The following is a 22425-nucleotide window of genomic DNA, read 5'->3' as shown; positions in this document are numbered from 1 at the left end:
TGCGGCTTCATTCTGCGCGATGGTGCGCCACTACGTTTGCCAGCTATGAGCGTCACACCGTTCTTCGCAGTAAAATCAGCCACCATGATTGAACACGCCTCCTTTTCTCAACTCAGCGCGACCGATGCGTATGCCATCTCGGCGCTGCGTACCGACGTGTTCTATCTTGAGCAGTCCTGTGAGGAGCCGGAAATGGATTGGCGCGACCTGGAAGATACCGCAGAGCACTATTTCATCCGCGACGACAATGACTCCCGCAAGATTATTGCGTACTTGCGTGTAATTGACACGCTCGATGAGTACTCTTCAAGCTACCCGCGCACCATCGGCCGAGTTGTCGTCGATGCTGCGAGCCGGGGTAGGGGGTTGTCCTCGAAACTGCTGCAGCAGGTCATCGCTGACCACCCGGATACGGGGCTAATTCTGCATGCCCAGACGCAGGCGAAAGGTGTGTACGAAAAAGCCGGCTTCCATGAGGTCGGGGAGACCTTCATGGAAGCCGGCATTGAGCACATCACCATGGTTCGTGATGCAGCCCGTGGCGAAGCCTAGGAATTAATCGCCTAGACTCCGGTTTGTACGGCGTTGCTTACTTTCGGGTTTAAGCGTTGACCTTCGAATCCGTCAGGATGCGATTCAGGGAGTCGATGCTGGCCTTCGCATCGCCGATAAGCATGTCGGTGTTTTCGTTGAAGAACAGCGGGTTCTGCACGCCCGAGTAGCCCGAACCCATCGACCGCTTGAGAACAATCACGCGCTCAGATTCCCACACCTTCAGCACCGGCATACCCGCAATCGGGGAGCCCGGCTGCTCTGCCATCGGGTTGACGGTGTCATTTGCACCGATGACCAGGGTGACATCCACATCAGCGAAATCATCGTTGACCTCGTCCAGCTCCAGCACGATGTCGTAGGGAACCTTGGCCTCAGCCAGCAGCACGTTCATGTGACCCGGCAGGCGGCCAGCGACTGGGTGGATACCGAAGACCACTTCCTTACCGTCGGCACGCAAATTGCGTACCAGATCGGCGACGGCGTACTGAGCCTGTGCCACAGCCATACCGTAGCCCGGAGCGATGAGGATCTTGTCCGCGTTGCGCAGGATTTCTGCAGTGTCCTCGTGGTTGACCTCAGTGTGGGAGCCTTCCACAGCGCTTGCCGACGTAGCTTCGGAGCCAAAGCCACCCAGAATAACGTTGGCAAAGGAGCGGTTCATGGCCTCACACATGATGTACGACAGGTAGGCGCCGGAGGAACCAACCAGCGCACCGGTGATGATGAGCAGCGGGTTGCCAAGCATGAGACCGGTGAAAGCAGCGGCCCAACCGGAATACGAGTTCATGATGGACACGACAACCGGCATGTCGCCGCCACCGATGGCGATGACCAAGTGCCAGCCCAAAAACAGGCCCAAAGCAGTCACAGCAACCATGCATGCCCATGCGATGGTGCCGCCCTCGGTGCCGGTTGCGATGAAGACAGCCAGGAGAACCAGAGTGACCACCAGAATGGCAATGTTCAGAGCATTGCGGCCTGGCAGCAGCAGCGGCGAGCCCTTGATCTTCTCAGACAGCTTCAGGCCAGCGACGATGGAACCAGTGAAGGTCACAGCGCCGATGAAGACGCCAATGTAGACCTCGCCGAAGTGGAACTTCAGGGCATCGGGGGCGACATCTTCGGCGAAGATGTAGGAGTTGAAGCCGATGAAGATAGCGCCGAGTCCGACCAGACCATTGAACAGTGCAATCAGCTGCGGCATGCCAGTCATGGCAACGCTGCGTGCGCGGGTGATACCGATGACACCACCGATGCCGATAGCGACAGCGATGAGAATCAGGGTAATCAGCGGGGAGAAGTGAGTATCCGGCTTGGTGTCAGCGGTGACGAGTGCCTGAAAGATGGCAATGACGACGGCTACAGCCATACCGGCGATACCGAAGGAGTTACCGCGGCGAGCGGTCTCCGGCTTGGACAGGCCCGAGAGGGCAGCGAGGAACAGGACGGCGGCGACAATGTAGCCGACGTTGGACAGGCGGTAGGTCCAGTCCAGAAGCGAAGCAGTATCAATGCTAGCCATTAGACTTTATGCCTCCTCTTTCACAAACATGCCAAGCATGCGGTCGGTGACGGCGAAACCGCCGAAGATATTGATGGAGCTAACCACGATGGCCGCGAACGCGAGACCGGAAACCAGCAGGTTGGAGCTTCCCACCTGGAGAATCGCACCCACCAGAACAATGCCGGAAATCGCGTTGGTCTCAGACATCAGCGGTGTGTGTAGGCGCGGCGTGACCGCGGAGATTACGTAGAAGCCAAGCACGATAGCCAAGGTGAGAACCATGAAGTTGGCGCTCACGCTGTGCGGTGCGCTGAGCATAACCACAATTGCCAGCAGTGCCGTCAGGCCCAGAGCAATCTTCGAGCCCAGGCCAGATCCCATGAAGGAAACCTTCTCCGGCGCATTCTCTTCTAATGCGGCCTGGTGAGCCTGCTGCTCCTGCAGTGGGGCAGCAGGGGTGACAGCGACCTTGATTGGCGGTGGTGGCCAGAGAATCTCAGCTCCGGTAGCGCCGGCGCCATTTTGTGAGCGAGCCTTTGTCACCGTGATGCCACGGATAATCTCGTCCTCGAGATTGAGAACTGGAGAGCCATCCTTTTCCGGCGTGATCAGCTTGAACAGGTTGAAAATGTTCTGGCCGTACAGCGACGATGCCTGCGCGGGCAGACGTCCTGCAAGGTCGGTGTAACCGATGATGGTCACACCGTTGTCAGTGACAATGGTCTTGCCTGGAACGGTCATCTCGCAGTTGCCGCCACCGGCGGCAGCCATGTCGACGATGACGCTGCCTGGCTTCATAGCTGCAACATCGGCAGCAGTCAGCAGCAGTGGAGAGCGACGGCCAGGGATATTCGCGGTGGTAATGACAATGTCAGCCTGCGCGGACTGCTCGGAGTAGAGCTTCGCGGCAGCGGCAGCCTGATCATTGGTCATTTCCTTGGCGTAGCCATCTTCGGACTTCTCGGTGGCGGCCGGAATCGGGATGAACTCTGCACCCATCGATTCGACCTGTTCACCGGCTTCAGGGCGCAGGTCTGTTGCCTTAACAACCGCGCCCATAGAGTTGGCCGTACCGATCGCCGCAAGTCCGCCGACACCAGCGCCGATGACGTAAACGGTAGCTGGTGGCATCTTTCCTGCGGCAGTCACCTGACCAGTGAAAAGGCGACCATATGCAGAAGCCGCTTCGACTACTGCGCGGTAGCCGCCGATGTTGGCCATCGACGACAGTACGTCCATCGACTGTGCCCTGGAAATGCGGGGAACTGCATCCATAGCAAGGGCGGTGATGTTGCGTTGCGCGAGCTCTTCGACCAGTTCTTCGTTTCGGCCTGGCGCAAGTCGGCTGATCAGCATGGCACCGTCGTTAAGCAGTGCACGGAACTGCTCCGGCGGAGTGTCGAGCGTTACGACGATATCGCTGTGCCAGACAGACTCGTCGACAATGGTGGCACCGGCGGATTCGTAGTCCGCGTCGGTGAACTTAGCAGCCAGGCCGGCGTCAGCCTGCACGGCGACCTCGTAGCCAAGCTTGACGAGTTTGCCGACGGTCTCCGGGGTCGCAGCCACAATTGTTTGCTGGGGATCGGGTTCTAAAGGGATGCCGATTCTCATTGTGGGAGTTCTTTTCTGTTCGGGGGTTTTATTAAGGGCCATGCGCACTCGGTTGTCGGTTAACAGTGAGTGTGGGCGTGGCCACTTTCTCCTTGGTGTCAATAAGGTATGCGCTGGTGGGGAGGCAGCGGAGGCGTTTGTGGAAAAAGGTAATAAAAATATGTGGGTAACGGTGGTGAGGTGGGTTTTCTGAATCTACGGACTCTTGGAAAGGGGGTAGGAAATGGGGGTGATGGTGTTAATTTTGGGCGAGAGTGAACATTTTCAGCGCTCTGAATGATTGTTTGAGGGGTGAAAGATGGGGGAGGCTATTTCTGTCTTTACGTATGTATTTACGTATTAGGTAAATTCGTATTCCTAGGTTCTTGGCAAGAGTTAAGGAAAACGATGATTGGTTCACTAAAGACGGACGGAAAGCCCGTGTCGGCATCCCGTCAAGGGCGGGCGCGCACGTTCTCGAAGGTGGTTGCTCTCTCGCTCGCAGCTGGTGTGGTTCTCGGCGGACAGGCGCCAGCGCAGGCGGCACCGCGCATTGGCCAGCTGCCGGACATCACTGCACGTGAAAGCACTGTTGACTACCAGAACTCGGAAACCGTGGACAAAATTGGCGGTGGTCTGGTGGATGTTATGGGTGGCGTGAACCGCGCCATCTCCGGTGGTGAAAGTGGCCATATCACCGAGCCGTTCGCCCCAGAGGCGGGGTACCTGCGCAAGGAGTTCGGAGCGATGGGCTCCCACCCAGTTGCCGCAACCCGTGAAGCAATGCCATGTGATGGTGTCGTCTACACCATCTACAACCGCGTACTGCGGGACCTCCACGGTCTCCACGGCACCACCGGCTGCTATGACGTGTTGCCGGAATCGGCTAACGCCTCCCCAGTTGGCGCGCAGCTCATTTACCCGGCGGATATCGACTCCATGGAGTCCGCGCCGCTGATGGTTCTGAGCCCTGGCATTGGTACTGAGCCAGGTATGTACGACGCGCAAGCGCGACTCTATGCAAGCCACGGATATGTCGTGGCTCTTGGCTACAACTTCACCAACTGGTTCGCGCCGCAGATGGTGCTGGCAGCTTCCGTGGCCGCAGCGGCCAATGAGGACGAGTCGACGCCACTTGCAGGCAAGATCGATTTCTCCCGGACGATGCTGGTCGGGCACTCTGCAGGTGGTGGCTCCGCAATCTTCCTGAACAACAGGATGGATAAGGCCTTCCAGGCTGCGGGCATCGATATGGTCACCCGTGGTCTGGTTGCTATCAACCCAGGGCCTTCCGACGCTGGGCTGATCTCCACCCCGCCGGAGATTCCAAGCCTGGTGGCCATTGCTGAGCACGAGGACATCGTTCCTTTTGATGCCGATCGACGTGGTTACCGCGATGCTGCAGGGCCCGCCTGGGAAGCGGTAGTCACCGGTTCCTACCACGGCACCTACCTGGATGATCCGTCCAAGAATGTGCTCGGCTCGATGGTGCTGTCCTTTAGCGAGTATGTGCTCGCCGGAACGAGTCGAGCAAAGGCTGTCTATGAGGGTGACAACTATGGCCTGGCCACTGACTCCGAGCTCAAGGACGTTCAGCGCAAGGGCGTCTAGAGCTGGCTACTCCATCGACTCTGGAATTAGCTTTGCCGCGGCCTCGGCGATTGCCTTGCGCTGCGCTTTCGTGAGCTGATTGCCGTTGAGGTAGTCGTTAGCCCAGAGTCCATCGGAAATCATTTGGACAACGTAGGCCATGCAGGCATCCTGGTCGGTGGCAATCCGTTCTACCGGCGGATTCCACCGGCGCAAAAGGCGCGTCCAAATCTCGCGCAGCTCCGGGTCGGCGGCAGAGTCGATGGACATGAGTAGCTCGGCCCTCGTTGCCGTATCCAGCGAGACCTGGAGGTTTGCGCGTAGGCGGTTGGCGGGGGATACCTCCTCTGCGGGCCCACCTGCGGCTTCGATAAGCTCCTCCTCCCATAACTGCGCCATGTGCTCATGGACGCTGCGGATCATGTCTTCGCGGGAGGGGAAGTGGTAAATCAATCCTGATTTACTCATTCCGCATTGAGTTGCAACATTTTCGTAGGTGACCTCGGAAAAACCGCTTGTCTCGATAATCTCAACGATTGTGTCGAGGATGGCAGTGCGCTTACTCGTGCGCATATTCAGTCTCCTTCGGGTTGCCGCGGAATGCCACCGCAGTCGCAATCGCTGCAATGACAGCAACGACAGCCAGGATAATCAAAATGGCCAGGTAGGAACTGTCGAGGCCGGCGCGGGCGCCGTCGTTAAGCGCTGGCGTGTGAAGTGCATCGGTGAGTGAGATGCTGGCGTCGACAGGCGTAAACAGGGCGTAGAACATAGGCAGGAGACTGCCTGTGATTGCGACGGTGATCAGTGTGCCGAATTCGTAGGACACGGATTCCATCGCCGCCGCCATACCTGCCTTTGACCTCGGGGCTGAGCCGATTATCGCGGTCGACGACACCGACATCACAGAACCTGCGCCCGCGCCGAGCAGTATCAATCCCGCGATCATGAGCGGGAAATTGCCCGAGGAAACGCCGTAGTACATGCCTGCCAGTCCGACGGCGTTGAGGAGGAAGCCGCCGGTGATGAGTGTGCGGAAACCCACTCGATGGAGCACCATGCCGCCGATGACACCAACTGGCAAGGATGCCAGTGCCGCGGTGGCAACTAGCAAGCCCGCGTCGAGTGGTGTGTATCCGACGGAAATCTGGAAGCGCTGCGTCGTCATCAATTCGGCGCCTGCCAGGACAAACATGGCAAGCGCTGCTGCCAGCACGCCACCGGAAAACATCGGCGAACGGAAGACTGAGAAGTCGATGAGGGGTTCGGTAAGACGTGCCTGACGACGCTGAAACAGTACCGCGCCCACTAGCCCACAGGCGATAGCTGCGACGATGACGGTGGAGGAGCGATGGCCGGCGAGTTCCTTGATAAGCGAAACCAAGCCCAGCATGGCCAGCATCGCGTAGAGGCTAGTGAGAAAGTCCCAGCGTTTGGCTGGGTTGTGCTGATTCGGTGGAGCGAAAATCAGCGTGCCAATGATTGCGAAAACTACCACAGGGATGTTGATAAGGAAGATTGAGCCCCACCAAAAGTGCTCCAACAGGAAACCGCCGACGACGGGGCCAGCAGCGGCACCCAGTGTTGCTGTGGCTGACCAAATGCCAATAGCCGTGGCAAGTTCACGAGGGTGGTGGAAGGTCTCACGTAGCAAAGCGAGGGTTGCCGGCATCATGGTCGCGGCGCCCAGTCCTAGACAGCCGCGAGCGATGACCAGCGCCCAGGCGTGCGGCGCAAAGGCTGCGGCCAGGGAAGAGAAGCCAAAAATTGTCAGGCCCACAAGAAACATCTTGCGGTGACCGATGCGGTCGCCCAGAGTGCCTGTGCCGAGGAGGAGCGCGGAGATCACCAGTGGGTAGGCGTTGATGATCCACAGGCCCTCCAACTCGGTTGTGTGGAGCTGCTCGCGCAGAACTGGCAGGGCAGTGTAGAGCACCGAGTTATCTATGCCGATGAGTAGTAGGCCGGCGCTGATGATAGCGAGGAAGACCCACCTGTGGGTGACTGAAGTGGGCGAATTAGCCCCCGTGGAAGTGGCGTGGTCGGTACTTGTCATTCCAGTAACTGTAACGAACGTTCGGTTTAGTTACAACTTCTGGAGAGCGACGATTTAGGCCTAAAAATTCAAGAGATGTAGGCCAATCCCGCCAAAGGAGACAGTGAAAAAGTGTCTAAGTTGAAGGCGTTGTTGAGGTACGAATTCGCGGACGCCGTTCGATCCCCCGTGGCGCCCGAGCGGGTAAAGATCAGCTTGGACGCGCTGACTTTACGCTCGGACGTTGTGGCCAATCACCGCCGGGATAGTAATTGGCGCATCCCCGAAAAGCTCCTTCTGGTATTCGTTCTGCTCGAAATCGCCAGCATCGTTATCTCTGATGGTGGCTACATTTGTCAGTTTGCGTGCCGACGGTGCGGAGTCCTTTTGGAGCAGTCCGCCACGGTTTCCCGCAGTGGTGGCTGCGAAAGCGCCTGCGCCACGGTTTCCAGCAGCAGTGCTCGCGGTTCCGCCAGCCGCGCCCGAAGTTCCGGTAGCAGTACTGTTGCGCGCACTGATGAGGGAATTCATCAATCCACTTCCGCGCTGTCCAGGGCTATTCGAGGTGTTTGGCAAGGCAGAACCAGTTACTCCGACACCCAAGCCGGTTCCCATCCCGCGACCTGCTGTTGGCGTTGGCATACGACCGGGACTTGAAGTCGGAACTCCCGAGGCCGGTGGGCGGGAGCTTGCGTTTCCAGAAGCCGGCAGTGCCGGGATATTGCCCGCTGGTGTGAGCCCCGCAGCGCGTCCTGCGCCGAGGGAGCCAGCCGGTCGGTTGCCGTGAACTCCGTAAGGCGAAACTCCTTGCGGTGATGTGCGTTGAAGTGGGGCGCTCGCGCTCGAAGGGGCGATCATGGCTGGATTCGCCGCGTTTGGTTGAGCCATGGTTGATGTACCGGTCGGGGAAGTTGGCGAGATTGTGGAGCTCGTTGGGCTGCCAGGTGATGCGGGGTGCACAGGGGTAGCAGACGGATTAGTAGGGTTCGATAAAGTCGAAGTGCTCGGTTGAACCTGCGAAGGAGCGGAAGGGCTCGCGGCTGTGGATTGCGGTGTTGGAGAATCCGGAACTGTTGAGGTGGCGCCAACTGGTGCGCTGGCGGCCTGCATGCTTCCAGTCATCCCCGCAGGCGAAAGACCGAACTGGCTAGTTCCAGAACGCCCGGCGACTGTTGCTCCAACGGAAACCTCGGCAGTCACACCACTTCCCGCATCGGCAGAAACCAGGTTAGGAATTCGGGGAATAGCGGTCTGTAGCTGTGCGGTATACGGGCCAGAGAGAAAGGCTGCTACCTCGGCCTGTTCAAAAGCTTTCTGCGCGCCGGGGTTTGGGAGTGCCTTGGACTCGGCCTCAATCGCAGATAGTGCATTGACGGCCATCGCCTTCACGGACGGCAAAACGGCAAGGTGCCCGGCCATGACCTCAGATGCGGTGGCGATGCTGGTTGCGCGCGCGGCCAGACCTTTCATTGTCGTATCCGCAGCAGAGAAGACAGCACCGCTGTTGCTCGACACCAAGCCGGATGAGATGGAGGTTAGATTGCTGGCCAACGTGGTCATAGTTTCGGCGAAGTTGTTCCAGTAGGCGATTGCCTCGGCTACGGCACCGTCGTTTGTCGAGGAAAACATGGATAGTAGGGACTTCGCATCGAGACCGAGTTCCGCAGAAAGTGTGACTGGCGCGAAAGTGAGACTTCCAGCTTCAAACATTGGCCGACGCTGGAATACACCGCTTGTTCGCGCTACTTCAGCAATGGAAGCGCCGTCACCATTGAACGGGTTAATGCTTCGAAGGATGCGATTCATGGTGGATTCGTGCTCAGTGATGACGCGACGGAAGTCAGCGAGATTTGTTTGCGCCCACGTGAGCTGTTTGCCCATCGCCAAATGGATGGAACTGGCGCTACCAGGACTGCCTGTTATTGCGAGAGAATGCTCATTCGCAACCAGCTGCAAGGACGGTACCTGTGAATAACCGCCCAATGTTGGGTAGGCAGCTGAAGACAAACCCGCCGAAACAGAAGATTTACTTAGTTGTGAAATGGCGTTGTCAATAGACAGGATGAAAGTATTAATCATTACAGGTCCCCCAAATACTTCGTAAGCAGATTGTCCACGGGTTTACATAGTTCTTCGGTCAAATCGGAATCATCTTGGCCAGTGATATCGACTGCAAACCCCAACGATCCGCGTTCAGTTTCAACGGACGCAATACAGTATGAGAGACCAATTGGGGTTGTCATTGTGTATGTAACCCCGTCGTGGACTCCGTTTTGCCGGTCAATTGGAAGCCCACCGTAACTGGCGAGGTTGGGATGTGCGATCGAAGCTCGCCAAATTCCGAAAACCTCAGACAATGCTGAACTTTCGGAACCTATGATGCATCCGAGTTGCCTTGTTCCTTTTACGCGTTGAGAAACCTCAGACTGCTCCCGGAACCCCAGCCTGTCTAAGCGCCCCATAATCTCAGGGTCGTCACACGGATTGGTCAGGACGAATTCGGGTGCGTCGTAGTTGTAGTGCCCATCGGGACCAAGTGGAGCATCACCGGGCTTCGGCGGATTGTTGGGTGGAAGCACACCCGCAGGTAACGTCACGCCCGAGTCAGTAGTGATGGTTGTCGCATTGTCGCCGACAGGTTGAACGTCCTCGCCGGATGCCTCGGTCGATGCGCAACTAGTCCCCGTTACTCCCCATAGAAGTGCTGACACTAGGGCGGCAGTAGGCGCCTTTTTCAATTTTCCCTCCCCAAAGAATTTGTGTGAGAAAGATATAACACTGCGATCACACTCGCGCTTGCTGAGAAGCCGAAAAATAGAGCGACTGTGGATAACTTTTTAGGGGTGTGGACAACGCGGTCGATGCGCAGAACCACGCCTCTGCACAGCCGCAACCTGCACCTTTAGAGTGTGTTCTCCGTGCCGTCGTTAAGCGTTGGCGGCAAACGTGGGTGTAATGACCGAAGTAATCCGAACGATTGGTTAGACTATGAGGCGCATTACAAAACCACGGGAGTGCCAACCGAAATTCCGGCACTGAGAGGACGCTAGGGATCGAGCGTCGACCGGACGAACCTGAATCTGGGTAATACCAGCGTAGGAAAGGGATGTGTTGCTTCATGGCCGCACGTGTATCTGTATCCGCTCCGCCGAAAGAGGGCGAGGTTACAACTGGCCCGATTTACCGCAGCAACAAGCATTACGACGAGGTTGCGTTCAGCAACGATTTCGGTGAGGCGAACCTGCGGATTCCAGTTCGTCGGATCAATCTGACGGACGGTACTCACTTCGATGCGTACGACACCTCGGGTATCTACACCGAGGAAAACCCGGAGCTGAACCTGAAGGAGGGTTTGGCTAAGACTCGTGACTCGTGGCCGAAGGCTCCGGCGGTGCCAGCGGTTGCGGGTTCTGAGGAGGCTCCGAAGGTCAAGACCCAGCTGGCTTGGGCGCGCGCGGGAATTGTCACTCCGGAGATGGCTTTCATTGCTGCTCGTGAAGATGTGGATCCGGAAGTTGTGCGCGAAGAGGTCGCTGCGGGTCGTGCCGTGATTCCGGCGAACCACAAGCACCCGGAGACTGAGCCGATGATTATCGGCAAGCGTTTTGCCACCAAGATCAACGCAAATATCGGCAACTCGGCCGTGACTTCGTCCATCTCTGAAGAGGTGGAGAAGATGGTGTGGGCAACCCGTTGGGGCGCGGACACGATCATGGACCTGTCCACTGGTAAGGACATTCACGAAACCCGTGAGTGGATTCTGCGTAACTCCCCGGTGCCGGTTGGTACGGTGCCGATTTACCAGGCGCTGGAGAAGGTCAAGGGTGACCCGGCCAAGCTGACCTGGGAAATCTACCGCGAAACCATCATTGAGCAGTGTGAACAGGGCGTGGATTACATGACCGTTCACGCGGGTGTGCTGCTGCGCTACGTGCCGCTGGCCGCCAATCGCGTGACGGGCATTGTTTCCCGCGGTGGCTCAATCATGGCCGCATGGTGCCTCGCGCATCACCAGGAGAGCTTCCTCTACACGCGCTTCGCTGAGCTGTGCGACATTCTGGCGCAGTACGATGTCACGTTCTCCCTCGGTGACGGCCTGCGTCCGGGCTCCATTGCCGACGCTAACGATGAGGCTCAGCTGGCTGAGCTGCGCACCCTCGGTGAGCTGACCAAGATTGCCAAGTCCCGCGGCTGCCAGGTCATGATCGAAGGTCCAGGCCACGTTCCGATGCACAAGATCGCCGACAACGTGAAGTGGGAAGAGGAGTGGTGTGAGGAAGCTCCGTTCTACACCCTCGGCCCGCTGGCAACCGATATCGCGCCGGGCTATGACCACATCACCTCGGCTATCGGTGCGGCCATCATTGCGCAGGCTGGCACCGCCATGCTTTGCTACGTCACGCCGAAGGAGCACCTGGGTCTGCCGAACCGCGACGACGTCAAGGTCGGCGTGATTACTTACAAGATTTCTGCGCACGCCGCTGACCTGGCAAAGGGCCTGCCACGCGCTCAGGAGCGTGACGACGCGTTGTCGAAGGCCCGCTTCGAATTCCGTTGGCATGACCAGTTTGCACTGGCTCTGGATCCGGACACTGCGCTGGATTACCACGATGAGACCCTGCCTGCAGAGCCGGCAAAGACCGCGCATTTCTGTTCCATGTGTGGTCCGAAGTTCTGCTCCATGCGTATTTCCAAGGACGTACAGGACTACGCGAAGGAACACGGCCTGGACTCCGTTGAAGCGATCGAGGCCGGCATGGCTGAGAAGTCCCAGGAGTTCGCTGATCAGGGCAGCCGCGTCTACCTGCCGATTACCGCGGAGTAGTTGGTTGTCTTAGAAGATGCTGAAGTAAGCCGCGGTCTAGCTCTATTGGGCTTGGCCGCGGTTTTCTTTTGATCTCACCTATTTCTGCCGGCCTCAGTGTTGAGCCTCAAATGGGGGTGGGTAAGGCACGCCTTAATTAAGGGATTAGGGAACCCTAACTAGTGGGATGTACATTGCTTATATGCACAGCCTGAGATTCCTGACTTTCGATAATTCCCACCGCCATCTCGCAGGTGCTCGCAACACTCGCAACACTCGCCGTTCATTCAGCTCTGAATCATCCACGGTTGGAGAAGACGTGCGTCGACCGGTGGGGCGGAGTGCGCGCAGAGCTGCTACTGCGGTTTCGCTGTCCGGCGCCATGGTCCTTTCGGCGTTTGTGTCTCCGGCAATGGCTGACACTGCGAAGCCAATCGTGCCGGACAATTTTCCCAATGTGATTAATCCAGCGGAGAACTTCCAGCCGCAGGATTCGCAGTATGCCGAATCTCCGGAAGTTACCGTTACTTTTGAGGACGGCACACCAGCTGAAGGTGCCACGGTTCATCGCGGCGATGTTCTTATTGTTCGCGGCAGTGGTTTCAATCCGTCGGCCAACCGTGGTGGTTACCCGCTGCCAATTCCTCCGGGTGTGCCCAATGGTGTTTACGTTCTCTACAGTGCGTTCCCGGACTCGTGGAAGCCGAGTGAAGGTGCTCCGTCCTCGTCGCGGAAACATCCGCACGACAACATTGCCTGGGTCACGCCGGCTGGAACTCTCGAGGCGATACCGAACCAGGGCGTCGATATGCGGCGTTCTATCGCTCGTCAGGCTACCCCGATGACAGATGACGGCAGTTTTGAAGCCCGCATTGTTGTTGACCCGCCAGAGACCCCAGCTGGTGATAACTGGGGTATTTACGTCTATCCGGCAGCCGGCTCTATTAATGAGGCCGAGGAAATCTATATTCCGTTGAATTATTCGGATGCTCCGGGCAAGAATGCCCCGGCTCCCTCCAGCGAGGATTTAGTAATTTCTGTATCTGCGCTGGAGAAGGTATTCGGCGCACTGGGTGGCGGAGTCACTGCTAAGAACGGTGCTCTAGAGCCTGAGGACGGTGTTGTCTCATTCACCCGCGACAATGACAACAGCGATGCCGAAGGGGAGAGCTACCGCGGAGAAGTTCACTTCACCGCGAAGTTCAGTCTGGTTCATGTGGTCGTTCGTAATCCGCGCATTGAGGACGGCCCGACTGGAAAGATTATTACGGCAGAGGTCTCGCAGGGCTACGATGTCGGTCCGGATGAGATGGAGCGTATGCCCATAGCCGCTGTTGTCAACAGTGATGGCGATCAGCTGATCACGACCATCGGCACTATCTCGCAGTTCCGGTAGTCCCTCCGGTCATCATGGCCGCCAATTGTTGTCCACCTGGCACTTCGTTCAAAGTAAGCCGTCATACCTTGCGGGTTCTTGTGGGGTTGTAACCACTGCCGTATTGGAATCACTACATTAGATAGAGGCGCTTACCAGCGATGAGGAGGAACGTGGGACGGCATAGTCGGGCAGAAGGACCGGTGTCACAGGATGGGGCATCGTCACAGGTTGCGGAGTCGCAACGTGCTGTTGCGGAGTCTCCGTCGCGGGCCTCGCGAAAAATATGGGTTCGCAAACCCAATCAGGCCCCTGCGCTGACGCAATCGCCTGTGATGAGCTGGCCTCTTATGCTGGTCTCGCTGCTCGGTGGTCTTGCCTCGCTGCTGGCCTGGAATGGCCGCACCCAGCCGGACGATTGGGCGTCGCTCTGGGTGGGCGGGCTACTGATGGACAGGGGACTTGAGTCCCATCTCTATGATGCCGATCCAATCGATTTCACCGCCATGAGCGGAGAGGTCTGGCCACGCCTGGCGCAGGAAGTGTCTGCGCCATTTACGCATCCCTTTGTGCAAAACCCTTTGTTTGCAAAGGCTCTGGGAGCGATATCCCACGTCATGAGCTTTGAAACCTCGGTTGCTTGGTTGCTGTTTCTTTCCGGAATGGCCGTTGTGGTCCTGGTCGCAGCTTCCTACCACCTGTGGTTTCGGTCGACCATGCCCTGGGGTATCGCAGCGCTGGTTACCGCATGCGTATTCGCCCTGCCGACCACTCTTAATTCGTTCTGGATTGGTCAGACGACACCGCTGATTGTCGCGGGCGTCGCCTATGGGCTTGCCGCCTCGCGCACTCGTCCTTGGCTCGCGGGCATCGTCCTCGGCATCGTCGCATCCATTAAATTGACTCCGTATGCGCTCATCGCCGTGATGCTCTTTTTCGCTTATCGACGGCGCGCAGCCCTCTGGTCGCTGGCCACCACGGCGGTACTGGCGGTCTGGATGTTTATCCGCATTGACATACCGGTTATTTCGGACTGGATTGATCGAATCGACGACATTGGTGCGTCGGTCTTGGTCGGTGGTGCGAATCAGTCGTTGGCGTCGACTTTAGCCACAGATCTGGGCAATCCTGATTTATTAGTAACAGTGGTTCGTGATTATCCGAGTCACGTGAAAACGATTCCACTGTGTATTGCGCTTGGCGTGGTGTTGATGGTCACGGCAGTTGCGTGGTTGAACCCGGTCTACCGGTTTGAGGTTCTAATCACCGGCGCGTGGCTTATTGCAGCCACATTCTCATCGATTCTTTGGACCCACTACATGTTGATGCTGGTCACGCCTGTGTTCGGTTTGGCCGCCATGGCGCGGACCCGATTGACCAGACAGTGGCCGTATATCGGTATTGCGTTGCTAGTGGTCCTGCTGACGTTCCCTGTGACAAACCCGATTGCTGCTACGCCGTATACCGGCGGATTTGTGTACTCGGGGATTACTGCGATGCTCTTGACGCTGGCATTGATGCTCATTATTGGTGGCTGCCACGCGTTTGCGGTACATCGGTACGGCGATGGTGATGCAGGCGAGGTTGGAGCTGGTTTTGGCAGTGAATTAGCTGCCGCGGAGACATTAAAATTTCCTCAGCCAGAGCCAATGGTCTTATTCGACTTGAGGAAGCGCTAGATTTAGCGGCTCAGCATAGAGACGATGTCACGGGCAGACATGTCGCTGTAAATCTCGTTCCGGGCGCTCTTAACCTGGTGGCCGAAGTGGACTGCGTTAGCGTCACTGCTGGTGTCGCGGGTAAGAGCTTCGCGCAGCGGCTGAGAGAAGAAGGCGCGCTTGGTAGTGAAAGAACGGGGGAACAGGTTTTCAAGGCTCACGGTATAAACCCTTTCTGTGGTCGGAATCCGGTCAGGATTCCGGTTTGAGAGTTTCTGTATTCAAATGGTTTTCTTTGATGCGGTTGCCACTATATGTCTGAATATGCCCGATATCGAGTTAAAACGGGCAAAAGTGACTAAGTGGATACCGTTCCCAACATGAAAGCTGCATCACACTGTGGACCGGCTTAATGCTCGGTCACGGTCAGTTGTGGGCTCCAATACAATGAAATCCGGAATCAAATGTGAAGTAGGAGTTTGGTTATGGCTATTTCTTCGGCACCCACCCCTGAGTCCCCGGATTCAGCGGATACCTCGGACGCGGCATCGCGCAGCGTTCCGGCGGCAGCGCTCAGTCACGTTGAGGATTTAATAGATTTTGTGGCTGCGTCGCCAAGCTCATTTCATGCGGCACAACAGGTCGTTGACCGTCTGAGTGCAGCCGGTGCCAGGGTCGTCGACGAGCACGAGCAGTGGCCAAGCGAGCCCGGTGCCTACGTCCTGCGTCGCGATGGCGCTGCCGTTGCTTGGGTCGTCCCGGAGACGCCGGCTGCCGATTTCACCGGTTTCCGTATTGTGGGTTCTCACACGGATTCGCCCGGTTTTCGTGTGAAGCCCAACGCGCGCACCTCCGCCGCAGGCTATGCGCAGGTCGCTGTAGAGGTCTATGGCGGCGCGTTGTTGGGAAGCTGGACCGACCGTGAAATCGAGTTCGCTGGTCGGGTAATTGATAAAAACGGCCATGAGCACCTTGCTCGCACTGGCCCGGTCGCGCGTATCCCGCAGTTGGCTATCCACCTCAATCGTGCGGTTAACGAAGAGGGGTTGAAGCTCCACAGGCAGAATCACACTGCACCAATCATCGGACTGGATACCTTCGGCACCGATGTGCACCAGATCATCGCTAATGCTGCGGGACTGTCTATCGACGACATCGTCGCCTGGGACCTCATTTCCTTCGACACTCAGCAGCCGCGCACCTTCGGTGCTCACGATGAGTTCCTGGCTTCTGGCCGACTCGACAACCTGCTCAGCGTCCACTCCTCCCTGGTCGCCTTCGAGACCTTGCTCCGTCAAAACTGGAGCACGTCAACCACCATCCCCGTCATGGTCGCTTTCGATCACGAGGAAGTTGGGTCCGCCTCCACCACGGGCGCTGCAGGGCCACTGCTTGCCGACGTTCTGTCCCGCATCGCAGCGGCCACGGGCGCTGACCTGGAACGCACTCAGCAGCTCTACCGCGGTTCCATCTGTCTCTCTGCTGACGGCGCACACGGTGTGCACCCGAACTATGCAGGCGAACACGAGCCGGGGCACCAGCCGGAACTCAATGCCGGCCCGGTGGTGAAGATCAATGCCAACCAGCGCTACGCCACCACGGCGGCCGGTCAGGCGGAGGTTGTCCGAATCGCAGCGGAAACCTCCAAGCGCATTGGCCAGGAAGTGCCGGTGCAGTATTTTGTCTCTGCGAACCACAAGCCATGCGGCTCCACTATCGGCCCGATCACTGCAACGCGACTGGGTATCGACACCATCGATATCGGAGCTGCGATGGTCTCCATGCACTCGGCGCGTGAGATGTGCGGCACGATTGACCCATGGTGGTTGGCCGAACTCACCGTGGATTTCTGGGGTGCCGGACACTAGCAGCTCGCTGGCAGCGCTGAAGTCTCCTCTAGCAGGGGAGATGTCGGGGCGCTGTGGCCGTCGTGAAGCGAAAATGGGTGAGGGAATTTCCGTAGCTGCTCGTCGTGGAGCCTATTTTCTGTCATGCTATGAACCATGACTGATGCTAACGACACCCTGCCGTCGCACCGCCTTGAAGTACCTATCGAAGAGGCGGTGGCATGGCGTCGCCAACTGCACCAGAATCCGGAGCTGAGCTTCCGGGAGTACAGGACCTCGGACATGATTGAGGATTTGCTCAATCAGTGGGACATCCCGACGTACCGGTTGACCCCGACGTCCGTAATTGGCGTCATCGAGGGAACAGCGGGCGACCCCAGCACTGGCCGTGTGATTGGCTACCGCGCGGATATTGACGCCCTGCCGATTCAGGAGGAAACGGGACTGCCGTATGCCTCGCGCACGCCAGGTGTGATGCACGCCTGTGGTCATGATGTTCACACGGCGATGCTGCTGGGCACGGCGAAGGTGCTCTCTGGAATGCGCGATCAGCTGCACGGCAAGGTGCTGTGCATCTTCCAGCACGCCGAAGAAATGCTGCCGGGCGGTGCTCGTGAGCTGGTCGACAAGGGTGCCGCCGATGACTTGGATGAGGTCTATGCCTTCCACGTCGCGCCGCATCCGGTGGGGCATGTGGGAATTTGCGCTGGGCGAGTGACAACCATGTCGGGCATTGTCTCCATCGCGATTCGTGGCCGTGGCGGTCACTCCTCGAACCCACAGCTGTCGATTGACCCGGTGCTCATCGCCAGTGAGGTGACTCTCATGCTGAACACGATTGTCTCCCGCGATGTGGATCCAAAGCACATGAATATCGTCAACGTCGGCTCACTGCATTCAGGTGAGGCCGGCAACGTGATTCCGGATACGGCCAACCTGGAAGTGTCCATCCGCTCGGTGGATGAGGCCGACTGGGAGATTGTCTGCCAGCGTATCGAGGCCGTCGTCAACGGCGTCTGCCAAGCTCACGGCGCACAGGCGACTTTCGACTGGCAGATTCCGTACCCGATGGTGGTCAACGCCGACATTGCAGTCAATCGTGCCTGGCATGCGGCGACGAAGGCAGTTGGCAACTCCAAGGTGTTCGCCGCCGATCCGTGGGCTCCTTCGGATGACTTCTCCTATTTTTCTCGTGAAGCGCCGGGCTGTTACATGTTCCTCGGCACCGGTGGCCCGGAAGCGGGTAATCCCTTCTTTCTCCACAATTCCAAGTTTAAAATTGTGGAGAGAGCCATGGTCAATGGCATGCGCACGGAAATCCAAATCGCGCTCGACGCACTGAACCCGTCGAAGAATCATCCGCCGGAGCGACCTGCCACATCTCCGACCATGCCCGCAGCAGGTTCCGTGCCTCCACGGCCGCGGAAGGCAGGCCTTGGCACGCCACAGTCGCATGCGGGCCAGGCGCGGGCGTCGTCAAGCGAATCGGCGGGGGAGACCTCACCGAGTCCTGAGGCGGCGGCATCAGATAATTCCAATCAGCCTCAGGCACCTAGAGAGGATGCATAGGACAATGTCCACGACCCCCAACGCCCCTAATAAGACGCTCGCTGCCGCACCTGAGTGGTCGAAGTGGGCGATTGGATGGCACGTCTATCCACTGGGGTTTGTGGGAGCGCCCATCCGTGAGAAGGATCGAGGCGCCGCGCCGGTCAATCGAATTCGCAAACTGATTGACTGGCTTCCGTACGTCCAGGAGCTCGGGCTCAACGTCCTGCAGCTGGCTCCAGTATTCGAGTCGACTAGCCACGGCTACGATACCGAGGACTACTACCGCATTGACTCGCGCCTGGGTACCGAAGAGGACATGAAGGCTGTCATCGAAGCTGCCCATGAGCGCGGCATCAAAGTGCTTTTCGACGGCGTCTTCAACCACATCGGGGCAGAGGCACCCGCGTTGAAGACCGCGAAGGAAAACCCTGACTCTGAAGAAGCACAGCTCTTTGCGTTTACTCACTCAGATGGCGACATGACCGCGCCGGTGTTTGAGGGCCATGAGAGTTTGGTCGAATTCGATCACACCAGTGACGCGACTGTTGATTTTGTCGTCAACGTGATGAATTACTGGCTGGCGCGGGGGATTGATGGCTGGCGACTGGATGCGGCCTACGCAGTGGACCCACAGCTTTGGCACAAGGTTTTGCCGCGAGTGCGTGCTGAGCACCCGCACGCCTTTATCTACGGCGAGGTCATCCACGGTGACTATGCGGAGATTGTGTCGGTGTCCGGCATGGACTCGGTGACGGAGTACGAGCTGTGGAAAGCGACCTGGTCTGCGCTGAAGGAGGAAAACTTCTTCGAGTTGGACTGGACTCTGAAGCGCCATAATACCTTCGCGGAGTCTTTTGTGCCGGTGACGTTTGTGGGCAACCACGATGTTTCACGCATTGCGACGCAGGTAGGGGCCGACAAGGCCGTGCTGGCGGCGACGGTGCTGTTTACCGTGGCCGGTGTGCCGCTGGTCTACTACGGCGACGAACAGGGTTACACCGGTCTCAAAGAGGAACGCATCGGCGGTGACGACCAGATTCGACCAGTGTTCCCGGATAGCCCGGAGGAACTCTCTGCGCTTGGTGAGGACCTCTACCGCGCTTACCAGCAGCTCGTTGCGGTGCGACGCCGGTTCCCATGGTTGCACTCCGCTCGCGTGGAGACTGATGAATTGCGCAATGGTTTTCTTCGCTACCGCGTGACCGCAACCGACGCGGCGCTCGTGGACGATGCTGCCGGAGCCTCGGGTGAGGCTGGAGCTTCCGGCGAGATGCCCTCGCTCGTTGTCGAGCTGAACCTGGAAAACGGCGCAACCAGCGCGGTGATCCGTGATGGTGACCACGTGGAATTTGAGTTTTCCTAGGCTCTCTAGGCGGCTCTAGGCTGCCCCGGAGAACCAAAACCGCCCGGACACAATGTCCAGGCGGTAATTCTTTCGTGCCCCATCGATGAGTGGGCACAAGGGGTAGTGACTGCGTTTATGTTTGCTGGCTACCCCTGTTTTCGCAGATGCAGTGATTACATCTCTGCGGTCTCAGCAGGGGTCATCTCGTCGGAGGATGCCGGAGTGGTGGCCTTCTGCTCGAAGGTCTCCGACGGGTTGGCCTGGTCGCCGACCTTCACGTCCGAGTCAACCTGATTCGGGGGAGAGCAAGCGACCAGGGCTGCTGCGGCAATGGCGGATGCGGCGATAGCGCCGGCGATGCGGTTACGCATGGATGTGGCTCCTCTGTCGGAAAAACAATAGCTACAAGGGGCTAATAAACTTTTCTCACATTATCTTAAAGCAATATCTTAGAGGATTCTTAACGGCTTGCGGGAACCAAGGGGCCAATCGCCCCCGCGCCGATGCATAGGGTTGCCCCCGGAGTCGCCTTTTCCACATCGACATGGAGAGTATTTCCGCCACCGTTGAGGTACACATAGCGCGGTCGCAGATCGTTGTTCATCTTCACGACTGTGGAACCACCGCGGGTTTGCTCTTCAGTCTCGAAAGGATTGGGGAGCGACAGGCGCACATCCATGTCCTCGGAGGCGGTGGCCGGGAACTCAAGCACCCAGTCACCGAGCTTGATGATGTTCTCCAACTTGATGTCCTCCGACGCGGTGCCGTCCTCGCCAACTGTGATGCGATGGCCACACTGCTCGACAGGGCCGTCAGTGACACGGGTGACCTCGGAGACCTTGGCGTCGATAAGCGAACCGTCTGTATTGAACATGCGCGGGTGACCGGTGACGCGCTCAAACGGCGGGCGATCGGAGACCGCATCAAACACCCGCGAGTACATGTTCATCGGAGCGGCGACGGGCACGAGAACTTCGAAGGGGACGGGCTGGTCGATGAGATTGTAGTCGATCGCCTTGTCGGGGCCAGCGGCATCGGCTTCCTCGCGCAGCGCGGACAGCGACGCCTTGGTGTTGCCGATCCACTCCATTGCGATGTCATCAGACCAGGCATTGCGGTAAGTGACCACGGAAATCGTGGAGGTGACAGCCAGCGCGATGCCCAGCGACCAAATCAGAATGTGCGTACGAGCCGGTAGCAGCGCTGGCGCCTCGTCCTTCGGTGGGAGTCCAGCCAGGGAGATCGCGACGCAGATTACGATCACGAGCGCGACATCAGAGTAGTAGTGCAAAGTGTGCGCCAGCACGCCAGAGGTGTTCTCTCCCGAGCGGAACAGGGTGATGGCGAACAAGGTGGTGAACATGTACGCCACCGATAGCGTCCACGGAGCCCAGCCACGGTAATCGCGGCCGATGAGGGTGGCGGACAGAATCAACAGGATAATGCCGCCGAGAGTAATCAGCTGAGACGAAGCGGAGGCAAACGGCTGTCCCGGAGCCCAGCGTTCCCAGCTTGTTGGTCCGCCGATGATGCCGGCAAAAATCTGGCCGAGGCCGTTGAAGAACAGTTCGGGCTGTAGCTTGTCGGAAATGAAGCCAGTGGTTTCGGCGGGGCCGAAGTAGTACCACAGTGCCCAGGCGCCGGTCAGCAGCATCGATGGGATCCAGATGACGAGGCCACGGCGGAGAACCTGCAGGATATTTCTGCGCTCCATGTAAGCCAAAGTGACGACAACCAGCATGGAGATCGGTGCGATAGCCAGGGACTTCTCAAAGAATCCCAGCGCCACTGCCAGCAGCACGAACAGGCCTACGGCTTCCCACGGGCGGGGGCCGAAGGAACGACGCATAGTGGTGCGAATGGCGACAATCATGAAAACCACGAATGCTAGGTGGAACGGCTGGGAATTGGCCGCGGCCGACCACCAGGTGTCGCCCGGAAGCATCAGCGGAGTCCAGGCGACGACCGTGATGAGGAAGAGCGATACCAGCGTGCGGCCGGTGAGAAGCTCAAAGAGTTTAGCTGTGGCGTATGTCAGCACTACCGACATCACGGCCATGGTGATAGCCGGTAGCCACCAGTTCCACGGCGCGATGAGGTGATAGAGGCCTTGCACCAAGAAGGCCAGTGGTGCAAGGTGCCCGTCGTGATCCTGAAGCAGGTAGTCCTTGCTCAGCAGTGGGGTGTCGTAAAGGTGGCCAACAATGATGAAGTCATCCCAGTAAAAAACATGGCTAGTCAGCACCAGAATGCGAGCGACAAGCTGTATCGCAATAACAACTCCGATGAGAGGCCACCATTGCTTCGCAGACAGGTCAAGTCTCTCGCCCCACGTCAATGTGGGCATGTAGTATGGGCGAGAACTTTCCTGCTCAGCGGTGTTGTCAGCACCAGGGGCCTCGGCAGTTTTCACTGCGGAATCCGCGACTGTCCCCTCATCGCCCACTGTCGGCGTATGAGGGGTTTGGGCAGTTGGGGTATCTCCTGTAGATGACCGCTCGGCTTTAGTCATGGTTCCTTATGTTATCTAGGCCATCTGCTGGGCGCGGTAGGGTAGGCAAAAGTTAG

General features: G+C 58.1%; 16 protein-coding genes and 1 riboswitch. Of the genes, 8 read left to right on the top strand and 8 right to left on the bottom strand.

Annotation, left to right across the window (positions count from 1 at the left end; translation table 11 throughout):
- Window positions 1-84 precede the first annotated feature (84 nt).
- Window positions 85-552 carry a GNAT family N-acetyltransferase gene (locus CRD13_RS02800; RefSeq protein WP_126107948.1) on the top strand — a complete coding sequence of 156 codons (468 nt, stop codon included), beginning with the start codon at window positions 85-87 and terminating at the stop codon, window positions 550-552.
- A 49-nt stretch (window positions 553-601) separates the two neighbouring features.
- Here the strand turns inward: CRD13_RS02800 and CRD13_RS02795 are convergent, their stop codons facing one another.
- Both CRD13_RS02795 and CRD13_RS02790 read right to left on the bottom strand, forming a co-directional pair.
- Window positions 602-2077 carry an NAD(P)(+) transhydrogenase (Re/Si-specific) subunit beta gene (locus CRD13_RS02795; RefSeq protein ID WP_187401236.1) on the bottom strand — a complete coding sequence of 492 codons (1476 nt, stop codon included), beginning with the start codon at window positions 2075-2077 and terminating at the stop codon, window positions 602-604.
- Window positions 2078-2083: 6 nt separating this feature from the next.
- Window positions 2084-3673: a Re/Si-specific NAD(P)(+) transhydrogenase subunit alpha gene (locus CRD13_RS02790; protein WP_070705968.1), complete on the bottom strand. Its 1590-nt coding sequence runs from the start codon at window positions 3671-3673 to the stop codon at window positions 2084-2086.
- Window positions 3674-4060: 387 nt separating this feature from the next.
- Between CRD13_RS02790 and CRD13_RS02785 the strand changes: the two genes are divergently transcribed.
- Entirely contained in the window at window positions 4061-5263 is a 1203-nt protein-coding gene (locus CRD13_RS02785) for an alpha/beta hydrolase (RefSeq protein WP_187401235.1), read from the top strand.
- A gap of 6 nt (window positions 5264-5269) precedes the next feature.
- Here CRD13_RS02785 and CRD13_RS02780 read toward each other — a convergent pair whose 3' ends face one another.
- The 3 genes from CRD13_RS02780 to CRD13_RS02770 all read right to left on the bottom strand — a co-directional run bounded on the left by CRD13_RS02780 (window position 5270) and on the right by CRD13_RS02770 (window position 9158).
- Entirely contained in the window at window positions 5270-5815 is a 546-nt protein-coding gene (locus CRD13_RS02780) for a TetR/AcrR family transcriptional regulator (protein ID WP_049189337.1), read from the bottom strand.
- The gene (locus CRD13_RS02775; RefSeq protein WP_187401234.1) at window positions 5802-7298 is read right to left on the bottom strand and encodes an MFS transporter; all 1497 of its coding nucleotides are present in this window, start codon (window positions 7296-7298) and stop codon (window positions 5802-5804) included. The genes CRD13_RS02780 and CRD13_RS02775 overlap by 14 nt, the downstream gene beginning before the upstream one ends.
- Before the next feature lie 210 nt (window positions 7299-7508).
- Complete coding sequence (locus tag CRD13_RS02770; RefSeq protein WP_255467758.1) at window positions 7509-9158, bottom strand: hypothetical protein; 1650 nt, start codon at window positions 9156-9158, stop codon at window positions 7509-7511.
- Between the two features lie 1117 nt (window positions 9159-10275).
- Window positions 10276-10397, top strand: a riboswitch (TPP riboswitch).
- Here CRD13_RS02770 and thiC point away from each other — a divergent pair.
- The 3 genes from thiC (at window position 10396) to CRD13_RS02755 (ending at window position 15135) form a co-directional block, all read left to right on the top strand.
- Entirely contained in the window at window positions 10396-12102 is a 1707-nt protein-coding gene (thiC, locus tag CRD13_RS02765; protein ID WP_069359584.1) for a phosphomethylpyrimidine synthase ThiC, read from the top strand. It overlaps the preceding riboswitch by 2 nt.
- Window positions 12103-12283: 181 nt before the next feature.
- Window positions 12284-13477, top strand: a complete 1194-nt coding sequence (locus tag CRD13_RS02760; RefSeq protein WP_246822225.1) for an HtaA domain-containing protein — start codon at window positions 12284-12286, stop codon at window positions 13475-13477.
- A 314-nt stretch (window positions 13478-13791) separates the two neighbouring features.
- Window positions 13792-15135 carry a glycosyltransferase family 87 protein gene (locus CRD13_RS02755; protein ID WP_255467757.1) on the top strand — a complete coding sequence of 448 codons (1344 nt, stop codon included), beginning with the start codon at window positions 13792-13794 and terminating at the stop codon, window positions 15133-15135.
- A 2-nt stretch (window positions 15136-15137) separates the two neighbouring features.
- On the opposite strand, the gene CRD13_RS02750 is transcribed toward CRD13_RS02755, so the two are convergent.
- Window positions 15138-15335: a hypothetical protein gene (locus CRD13_RS02750; RefSeq protein ID WP_048732933.1), complete on the bottom strand. Its 198-nt coding sequence runs from the start codon at window positions 15333-15335 to the stop codon at window positions 15138-15140.
- A gap of 264 nt (window positions 15336-15599) precedes the next feature.
- Here CRD13_RS02750 and CRD13_RS02745 point away from each other — a divergent pair, with 264 nt between their 5' ends.
- From CRD13_RS02745 to CRD13_RS02735, 3 genes are all read left to right on the top strand, one after another.
- Window positions 15600-16982 (top strand): M18 family aminopeptidase, encoded by a 1383-nt coding sequence (locus CRD13_RS02745; protein WP_187401232.1) that lies wholly within the window; start codon window positions 15600-15602, stop codon window positions 16980-16982.
- Window positions 16983-17117: 135 nt separating this feature from the next.
- Window positions 17118-18530: a M20 family metallopeptidase gene (locus CRD13_RS02740; RefSeq protein WP_048732929.1), complete on the top strand. Its 1413-nt coding sequence runs from the start codon at window positions 17118-17120 to the stop codon at window positions 18528-18530.
- A gap of 4 nt (window positions 18531-18534) precedes the next feature.
- A complete protein-coding gene (locus CRD13_RS02735) occupies window positions 18535-19875 on the top strand; it encodes an alpha-amylase family protein (protein WP_049172705.1) in 1341 nt (446 codons plus the stop codon).
- A 155-nt stretch (window positions 19876-20030) separates the two neighbouring features.
- On the opposite strand, the gene CRD13_RS02730 is transcribed toward CRD13_RS02735, so the two are convergent.
- Both CRD13_RS02730 and CRD13_RS02725 read right to left on the bottom strand, forming a co-directional pair.
- On the bottom strand, window positions 20031-20228 hold the full coding sequence (locus CRD13_RS02730; RefSeq protein WP_049172707.1) for a hypothetical protein: 198 nt from the start codon (window positions 20226-20228) through the stop codon (window positions 20031-20033).
- A gap of 89 nt (window positions 20229-20317) precedes the next feature.
- Complete coding sequence (locus tag CRD13_RS02725) at window positions 20318-22369, bottom strand: hypothetical protein (protein WP_187401231.1); 2052 nt, start codon at window positions 22367-22369, stop codon at window positions 20318-20320.
- Window positions 22370-22425: the final 56 nt, after the last annotated feature.

This window comes from Corynebacterium sp. LK26 (assembly GCF_014335085.1).
GTDB lineage: Bacteria > Actinomycetota > Actinomycetes > Mycobacteriales > Mycobacteriaceae > Corynebacterium > Corynebacterium jeikeium_D.
Note: the sequence above shows the minus strand (reverse complement) of the source record. Positions and strands in the feature narration are given on the sequence as shown.

Coding starts and splice junctions, on each gene's coding strand:
- CRD13_RS02800 (WP_126107948.1), top strand. CDS start 85: ATGATTGAACACGCCTCCTTTTCTCAACTCAGCGCGACCGATGCGTAT.
- CRD13_RS02795 (WP_187401236.1), bottom strand. CDS start 2,077: ATGGCTAGCATTGATACTGCTTCGCTTCTGGACTGGACCTACCGCCTG.
- CRD13_RS02790 (WP_070705968.1), bottom strand. CDS start 3,673: ATGAGAATCGGCATCCCTTTAGAACCCGATCCCCAGCAAACAATTGTG.
- CRD13_RS02785 (WP_187401235.1), top strand. CDS start 4,061: ATGATTGGTTCACTAAAGACGGACGGAAAGCCCGTGTCGGCATCCCGT.
- CRD13_RS02780 (WP_049189337.1), bottom strand. CDS start 5,815: ATGCGCACGAGTAAGCGCACTGCCATCCTCGACACAATCGTTGAGATT.
- CRD13_RS02775 (WP_187401234.1), bottom strand. CDS start 7,298: ATGACAAGTACCGACCACGCCACTTCCACGGGGGCTAATTCGCCCACT.
- CRD13_RS02770 (WP_255467758.1), bottom strand. CDS start 9,158: ATGGGCAAACAGCTCACGTGGGCGCAAACAAATCTCGCTGACTTCCGT.
- thiC (WP_069359584.1), top strand. CDS start 10,396: ATGGCCGCACGTGTATCTGTATCCGCTCCGCCGAAAGAGGGCGAGGTT.
- CRD13_RS02760 (WP_246822225.1), top strand. CDS start 12,284: ATGCACAGCCTGAGATTCCTGACTTTCGATAATTCCCACCGCCATCTC.
- CRD13_RS02755 (WP_255467757.1), top strand. CDS start 13,792: ATGAGCTGGCCTCTTATGCTGGTCTCGCTGCTCGGTGGTCTTGCCTCG.
- CRD13_RS02745 (WP_187401232.1), top strand. CDS start 15,600: ATGGCTATTTCTTCGGCACCCACCCCTGAGTCCCCGGATTCAGCGGAT.
- CRD13_RS02740 (WP_048732929.1), top strand. CDS start 17,118: ATGACTGATGCTAACGACACCCTGCCGTCGCACCGCCTTGAAGTACCT.
- CRD13_RS02735 (WP_049172705.1), top strand. CDS start 18,535: ATGTCCACGACCCCCAACGCCCCTAATAAGACGCTCGCTGCCGCACCT.
- CRD13_RS02730 (WP_049172707.1), bottom strand. CDS start 20,228: ATGCGTAACCGCATCGCCGGCGCTATCGCCGCATCCGCCATTGCCGCA.
- CRD13_RS02725 (WP_187401231.1), bottom strand. CDS start 22,369: ATGACTAAAGCCGAGCGGTCATCTACAGGAGATACCCCAACTGCCCAA.